The organism is Nostoc sp. JL23, from assembly GCF_017115065.1.
Taxonomy (GTDB): Bacteria; Cyanobacteriota; Cyanobacteriia; order Cyanobacteriales; family Nostocaceae; genus Nostoc; species Nostoc punctiforme_A.
On record NZ_JABXKN010000001.1, the window covers coordinates 1 to 6,743 of the forward strand.

The following is a 6,743-nucleotide window of genomic DNA, read 5'->3' on the forward strand; positions in this document are numbered from 1 at the left end:
CTCTCTGACATTAAAAGCTGTAACTCCTATTCCGCATACATTAGAGCTTTTCTTAATCTATATCCCTTGCAATAACCGTATCTGCTCCGGTATATGGCAGTGGTTCGATGACATCGAACGATCAAATATCTGGCATGTAGTTAGATAAAAGCGCGTTGATATCCTTGTCATGCACTGCTTTGACGCGATCCTTAATTAATTTGAGGATCGCAGCTTCACTCGTTCTTTCTTTATCTGCGCTTTTAGTTTTTTCTCCAAAGTAGACTTGGACTTCTTTAAGCTTTTATAATTATTTCTCCTGCTCAATAATTACCCCATCCACCATCCGAATTATCCGCTTTGTTCTAGCGGCAACATTGGCATCATGGGTAACGATCGCGATCGTCGTACCTTGTTGATTTAACTCAGTCAGCAGATTCATAATCTCCTCGGAAGTTTTGGTATCTAGTGCGCCAGTCGGTTCATCGGCGAGGACTAAGGCGGGGAGATTCACTAAAGCACGAGCGATCGCGACGCGCTGTTGTTGTCCGCCAGAAAGTTGATTGGGACGGTTCTGGATGCGATCGCTTAAACCAACTTGGATTAATGCTTCTGTCGCCTGTTCGACCCGTTGCGACTTATCAACATCGGCATAAATCATCGGTAGCATCACATTCGCCAAAGATGTGAGTTTTGGCAAGAGGTTGAACTGTTGAAATACAAACCCAATATATTGATTGCGAATATCTGCAAGTTCATCATCATCAAGCGTAGTCAGATCTTGACCTGCTAAAAAATACTGTCCACTGCTAGGTCGATCGAGACAACCGATAATATTCATCAGCGTCGATTTGCCCGAACCAGAAGCTCCCATAATTGCGACATATTCGCCCTCCTCGATCGACAAATTCACGCGCTTGAGGACTGGGACTTCGATCGTGTCCAAGTGATAGGTTTTAGTAATATCTTCGAGAGAAATCATACTTGCCATAATCAATCCCCACGTAGTGCCAAGATCGGGTCTAGTTTTGCCGCATTACGAGCAGGAATACCGCCCGCTAGTACCCCAACAATCAGCGAAAGGACAAAACCCACCACCACTGACAATAGCGACACCACAAAGGGAAATTTGAAGATCGTAGCGGTAGCAAAAGCGAGGGCTACACCCAACCCAATCCCGATCGCACCGCCAATACTCGAAATGACGATCGATTCCATCAAAAATTGATTCAGAATTGCGCCGCTAGTTGCACCGACGGCTTTTCGCAGCCCGATTTCCCGCGTCCGTTCCATCACGGACACCAACATGATATTGGCAATCCCAATCCCACCAACTACTAGCGAAATTCCCGCGATCGCACCAACCATCAGCGTCAGCGACCCCATAATACTCGTGAAAGTTTTAATCAGATCCACTTCATTGGTGACAGTAAAATCATCCTCTTTGGGTAGGCGAATATCATGGCGCAGCCGCAGCACATTCGCCACCTGAAATTCCGCTGCTTCAAGTTGGTCGGGATTACTCGCTTTTACCCAAAAGCCGTTAATTGCCACACCTGTGAGCGCATTGTTACCAACAATCTCAGCGGACATATTAGTTAGGGGCAGATACACCATATTATTCGTATCTTGCAGCCCGACAGCCCCTTTCCGCTCCATCACCCCCACTACGCGATAACGTTTACCCTGAATCCGAATATCGCTACCGATCGCCGTTTCTGACGCAGCGAACAGATCGTCTCGAACTTTGGCACCAATTACCACCACTGCTTTGGCTGTATCTAAATCCTGCTGCTGAAAAAATATCCCTAATTCTGGTCGGACATTTCTCACGTCTGGAAAGTTTAAATCCGTGCCGATGGCAGTGATTGAAATGTTGACGTTACCCCGCACCACCTGAACACTTGGGCGGTATAAGAACGCTGACACTGCTGTAGCAGCGGGGACTTGTTTGGCGATCGCTTGGGCATCTTCCCAAGTAAGCGTACTAGCAGAACCAGCCCCCTGACTGATGCCGCCCGTTCTCGCTGCTGCTGCGGAGACTTGGAGGATATTGGTACCCAATGCTGCAATGCTCGACTCGGTGGATTTTTGAACTCCCTGACCGATCGAAGTAATCGCAATGACAGAGGATATCCCAATAATTACACCCAGCATCGTCAATCCGCTGCGGATTCTATTACTCCACAAGGTTTCTACTGCCATCAAAAATATTTCCAGCAGCGAGATTTTGCGCTTACTACGGCGAGATGAACGTAGAAGGGATTTGTTCGGCAAATCCCCTTCTCGGAGGGGTGCCCGCAGGGCGGGGTGGGTAGATCTACGCATAAATTTAAGTATCCACAAATGGTGATTTCGGAGATTGTAATTTCTGACTATCTACGTCAACCCCCACCTGTAATCGGAGTAACCTTACGGGTTCCGGGTGGAAAACTGAGTAAAACCCGTTCGTTCCCAGTTAAACCAGACTTAACTTCAGTCTTATCGTTAACAGTCGTCCCCACCACGATCGGCATAAATACCGGATCGCCGCCTGTTTTCGCCACATATACACCCTGAGATGCTTTCTGCTGAACGATCGCAGCCGTCGGCACAACTAGCACCTGGTTCAGTTCTCCGGCTTTGAAATCGATCGTCACATTCATCCCTTGACTGAGCAGTTTTTGGGGGTCGGCAACCGCTACTTTCACCTCAAAACTGGTCACATTTTGTTGTACCAATGACTGGGTAGCAACTTGTGTCACTTTGCCCTCAAAGGTTTTGCCAGAGTAAGCATCCACTTTAATTACCGCTACCTGCCCGACACGGATTTGGGCAATACTGGCTTCGGCTACCTGCGCCACGATTTCATTGGTAGATGCTAGAGCCAGAATTGAAGATGATGTTGCCGAAGTCACCGCACTACCCGCCGTTGTGGGGGTCACAAACGCCCCTGGATCGGCATATTTACGAGCAATAATCCCTGCAAAGGGGGCGCGAATCACGGTATCGTCGATATTCCGTTGAGCGATCGTGACTGCCCCTTGGGCTGCCATAACTTGAGCGCGGGCTTGAGCGATGTCTTCAGGGCGCGATCCTGCTTTGAGTAGATTTAATGCTTGCTGGCTCTGCTCTACTTGCGCTTGGGCACTATCACTAGTCGATCGAGCAAGACTCAATACTTGTTGAGAGATGGCTCCCTGTGCTTGTAATTTTTGGTTACGGCGCAGGTCTTCAGCCGCTTGCCTGTAGGTAGCCTGAACTTTATTTAGGTTGGCTGTAGATCCAGCGATATCTTGCGATCGATTCCCCGCGATGACCTTATTCAAATTTGCCTGAGCAGCAGCAAGGTTTCCTCGTGCCTGGAGCAATTGCCCTTGGATGTTTGAATTGTCCATATAGGCGACAATCTGACCTGGTTTGACAAAATCGCCTTCTTTGACCAGCAACTGCTTCAAAACACCGGAGGTTTTGGGACTGATATTGACCGAACTTTCGGGTTGCACGGTACCATTGGCGGATACCAAAATTGTTAGATTGCCCCGTGTAACTGCTGCTGTCTGAATCTTGCTTTGTGCCTGCTGTTTAGCGACTGTCACTAATTGGTTATAAACAAGATAACTCAGACCACCAGCGAGCGGGATTGCCACTAGCAATCCCATCAACCACTTGTTAGTTTTGAATCGATTGTGTAGCTTCTGCTTGGCAGAATCAACGCCTTTCTTGAAATTCAAGCTAATACTCGACATTGTTACCTCAAATTTTGGTGTCAGGCATTGGTGCAGCCGAGCCAACGCCTTCAATTTCGGACATTAGCCTCGATTCATACCACGATTGACTTCTCGACTGACTTGAACGTAGGTTCGATAACCATGCCGCTCCAGTCGGTTGGCAGCCCGCAAGCAGGATTTAGGTGTTGGCAACTCATAGTTTGAAACGGCTCTATCATAAAATTTGGGTTCGATAACCACGCCGCTCCAGTCGGTTGGCAGCACGTCGGGCATCGCGACGATTGTAGTGCTTACTCACATAAATCCACTTGCGATCGTCATGGCTGCGGTAATAAACAATAAACAACCGATCGCTATTTCGGTTGCGATCGTACCGGTCGTCACGATTTTGGTTGTCACGATTTCGGTTGTCACGATTTTGGTCGCGATCGTACTGGGCGAGCGACGTATTCGGCTCTCGATCGAGGTTCGGACTAATTTTTTCTGAATCTAGTGCTTGTGCCGTAAAGGGCGTAGTCACTACGAATCCCGTACATACCAGTGCCAGCAAAATTATCTTTTTCATCAGATTAGTTTCAAAGTGTAAAGTATCGGTCGATTAATTAAATTTAGAGTTTAATTAATCGACAGATACTTTAAAGTTAATCAATAAAATAAATGAATCACTCTCTCTAAAGAAACAGATAAAAATATCATAATAAAATGAATTATTACGATGTTAATTTTTGCGTTGCTTTATATATGAATTGCACCTAAAAAAACTCTATTTCAAGACGCACAACTAGGTTCTGACAGGCTTTGAGCTATTGATTTTATTAAATAAAATAGATTGCAAACAACTTACAACTTCCTCGCATTTATAAGGCATGGTAAACATGAGTAGATTTATGAAATAAAAAAGATATTTTAATTTCTATTTAGGAAAATTATCTAAGGCTGCTCATACTAGTAAAACCACCCATCATGGAGAATGAATGGTTTGTTGACTAGGTTTTGATGACGAAAGCCCTTAATTCGACGATTTTACCGTCGCGAAAACGCCAGATATCGCAGTACGAATAATGAGCCGCCTTCCCGTCTTCGTCCTTCATTGTGATGTCGCCGAGTGCCGTGACGAAATTACCTTCAGCAATTAAGTTAGAGACCATAAACGTTGGCGGCTCGATGTACGTCATTGCCATATATTGGCGAACGGCTTCTTTTCCTTTAAGGGTCTTGTCGCCTACAAACGTCCATTCCGTGTCGTCGGTGCAGCATGACAAGAATCCTTCATTGTTGCCTTCAGCGATCGCCGCGTTTGCTTCTTCTAAGATTGCTTTATTTTTATCTGACATCTGAACTTCTCCTCTGTTCAAGTGGATGCTTTAATGAAGCGGTTTCTCTACCGATGTATCCTTCTCCTCAGCGACGCCGATGAACGGCAGCGACGGCAGAAAAACTCGAACGCAGTACTAGAGGCGTTAGACCTCCGCTACTCTGGACACAGCACTCCTTTAGATTTGTGCCACGCCACCATCGACGAATAGCTCAATGCCGTTGACAAAGCTGCTGTCATCTGAAGCGAGAAAGACAACGGCTTTGGCGATCTCGTCGGGCTTGCCGACTCGTCCCAATGGGATAGTGCTAGCTTGGCTCTCCACAAATGCTTTCAGCTGCTCTTCACTGAGTCCCAAGAGATTGTAACCGGGAGTCGGAACGACACCAGGGCTGACCGCATTCACTCGGATCTGGCGGTCTTTGAGGTCGAGTATCCAGTTGCGGGCAAACGATCGCACGGCAGCTTTGGTGGCGCTATAGACGCTGAAGGCTGGGGTGCCCTTGATGGAAGTAGTGGAGGCATTCAGGATGACGGAAGCGCCCTCTGGCATCAGCGGCAGCGCCTTCTGCACGGTGAACAGTAGACCCTTGACATTGGTGTTGAAGGTTTTGTCAAAGTGTTCTTCGGTAATTGAACCCAGTGGAGCAAATTCGCCAATGCCAGCATTCGCAAAGATCACATCCAAGTGACCTTGCTCTTGCTTGATCGTGGCGTAAAGACGATCGAGGTCTGCCAGCTTTGAGACATCGCTCTGAATGCCCATGACGTTCTTACCAATCTCGTTTACAGCAGCATCAAGTTCAGTCTGGCGACGACCCGTGATAAAAACATAGGCACCTTCAGCGACAAATCGCTTGGCAGTGGCAAGACCAATACCGCTGGTGCCGCCAGTGACAAGTGCAACTTTGTCTGAGAGTTTTTGTGACATAGTGTTTTCCTGGTTGAGTTTAGGGATTACAACTTTGATTACGTCTTGTTCAAGCAGCCAAGCCGCCATCATTTTTGAGGCTCGCGCCCGTGATAAAAGCGGCTTCAGGACTGACGCTCAAGGATTGCAGCAGGCTCGGCTGGTTGGGAGTTGCATAGACCAGACGATCCTGCGCTTGAGGCGTACCGATCGCATGAAAATAAACGGCATGATTTTCTACGTTTGCCTGGGACGCTGTGCCCTGCTTCGGTTCAGGGAAACGAGCGTAGAAAAAGCCGGAGCCGTCCTTAATCCACGCGATGGTGGTGAACCTCGCCCATTTGACCTCATCGCCCAGCACCTTGCCCGTGTTGACATCCAGCACCCGAATGGTGCGCCAGTCCGTGCCGCCATCCTGCACCGCATAGGCTAGACGCTCGACATTGGCCCGCTTGGTTTCGGGATAGGCGATCGCAGGTATGGTTGCTGCGGAATCCGAGCAGGCGGAAACGAAATAGGTGGCAAAGAACAGCGGGAGAGCGAGAAGGGCTGCGCGGCGCATCGGTGTTTTTCGAGATGAGGGTCGAAATCCAAAGAGGTCGAATTCTAGTACTTCTTGTCGTGATTTTACATTTTTGATCATTTCACTATCCTTGCGGGTGTGGTGCCGATATTTTTGTAAGAATGCGGAACACCTTTGGGAGCGGTGATAAACCAACCTGCTGTTGCTGTCACAGTGCGATCTCCAATCTGAAAGGCAAAGGTTCCCTCCAGAATGTAAAACGACTCGTCTTCGCGCCGATGGAGATGTAGGGGTGGTCCGGCTTGT

The 6,743-nt window shown here is 48.0% G+C and carries 10 protein-coding genes; 1 reads left to right on the forward strand and 9 read right to left on the reverse strand.

Annotation, left to right across the window (positions count from 1 at the left end; genetic code table 11):
* Window positions 1-289: 289 nt before the first annotated feature.
* The 6 genes from HWQ42_RS00005 to HWQ42_RS00030 form a co-directional block, all read right to left on the reverse strand.
* On the reverse strand, window positions 290-970 hold the full coding sequence (locus HWQ42_RS00005) for an ABC transporter ATP-binding protein (RefSeq protein ID WP_292808185.1): 681 nt from the start codon (window positions 968-970) through the stop codon (window positions 290-292).
* Window positions 971-972: 2 nt separating this feature from the next.
* Window positions 973-2,184 (reverse strand): ABC transporter permease, encoded by a 1,212-nt coding sequence (locus tag HWQ42_RS00010; RefSeq protein ID WP_292808202.1) that lies wholly within the window; start codon window positions 2,182-2,184, stop codon window positions 973-975.
* A 179-nt stretch (window positions 2,185-2,363) separates the two neighbouring features.
* A complete protein-coding gene (locus HWQ42_RS00015) occupies window positions 2,364-3,707 on the reverse strand; it encodes an efflux RND transporter periplasmic adaptor subunit (protein ID WP_292808187.1) in 1,344 nt (447 codons plus the stop codon).
* A 63-nt stretch (window positions 3,708-3,770) separates the two neighbouring features.
* A complete protein-coding gene (locus tag HWQ42_RS00020; protein WP_292808189.1) occupies window positions 3,771-3,929 on the reverse strand; it encodes a hypothetical protein in 159 nt (52 codons plus the stop codon).
* A complete protein-coding gene (locus HWQ42_RS00025) occupies window positions 3,904-4,254 on the reverse strand; it encodes a hypothetical protein (protein WP_292808191.1) in 351 nt (116 codons plus the stop codon). The genes HWQ42_RS00020 and HWQ42_RS00025 overlap by 26 nt, the downstream gene beginning before the upstream one ends.
* Before the next feature lie 421 nt (window positions 4,255-4,675).
* Window positions 4,676-5,023, reverse strand: coding sequence for a nuclear transport factor 2 family protein (locus HWQ42_RS00030; RefSeq protein WP_099103505.1), 348 nt, complete (start codon window positions 5,021-5,023; stop codon window positions 4,676-4,678).
* A 33-nt stretch (window positions 5,024-5,056) separates the two neighbouring features.
* Between HWQ42_RS00030 and HWQ42_RS00035 the strand changes: the two genes are divergently transcribed.
* Window positions 5,057-5,215 carry a hypothetical protein gene (locus HWQ42_RS00035; RefSeq protein WP_292808194.1) on the forward strand — a complete coding sequence of 53 codons (159 nt, stop codon included), beginning with the start codon at window positions 5,057-5,059 and terminating at the stop codon, window positions 5,213-5,215.
* On the opposite strand, the gene HWQ42_RS00040 is transcribed toward HWQ42_RS00035, so the two are convergent.
* From HWQ42_RS00040 to HWQ42_RS00050, 3 genes are all read right to left on the reverse strand, one after another.
* Window positions 5,183-5,935 (reverse strand): glucose 1-dehydrogenase, encoded by a 753-nt coding sequence (locus HWQ42_RS00040; protein WP_015131751.1) that lies wholly within the window; start codon window positions 5,933-5,935, stop codon window positions 5,183-5,185. The two genes, HWQ42_RS00035 and HWQ42_RS00040, sit on opposite strands and share 33 nt — an antisense overlap.
* Before the next feature lie 49 nt (window positions 5,936-5,984).
* On the reverse strand, window positions 5,985-6,557 hold the full coding sequence (locus HWQ42_RS00045) for a hypothetical protein (protein ID WP_292808198.1): 573 nt from the start codon (window positions 6,555-6,557) through the stop codon (window positions 5,985-5,987).
* A partial coding sequence (locus HWQ42_RS00050; RefSeq protein WP_292808200.1) for a cupin domain-containing protein occupies window positions 6,554-6,743 on the reverse strand: 190 nt, incomplete at its 5' end. The genes HWQ42_RS00050 and HWQ42_RS00045, both read right to left, overlap by 4 nt.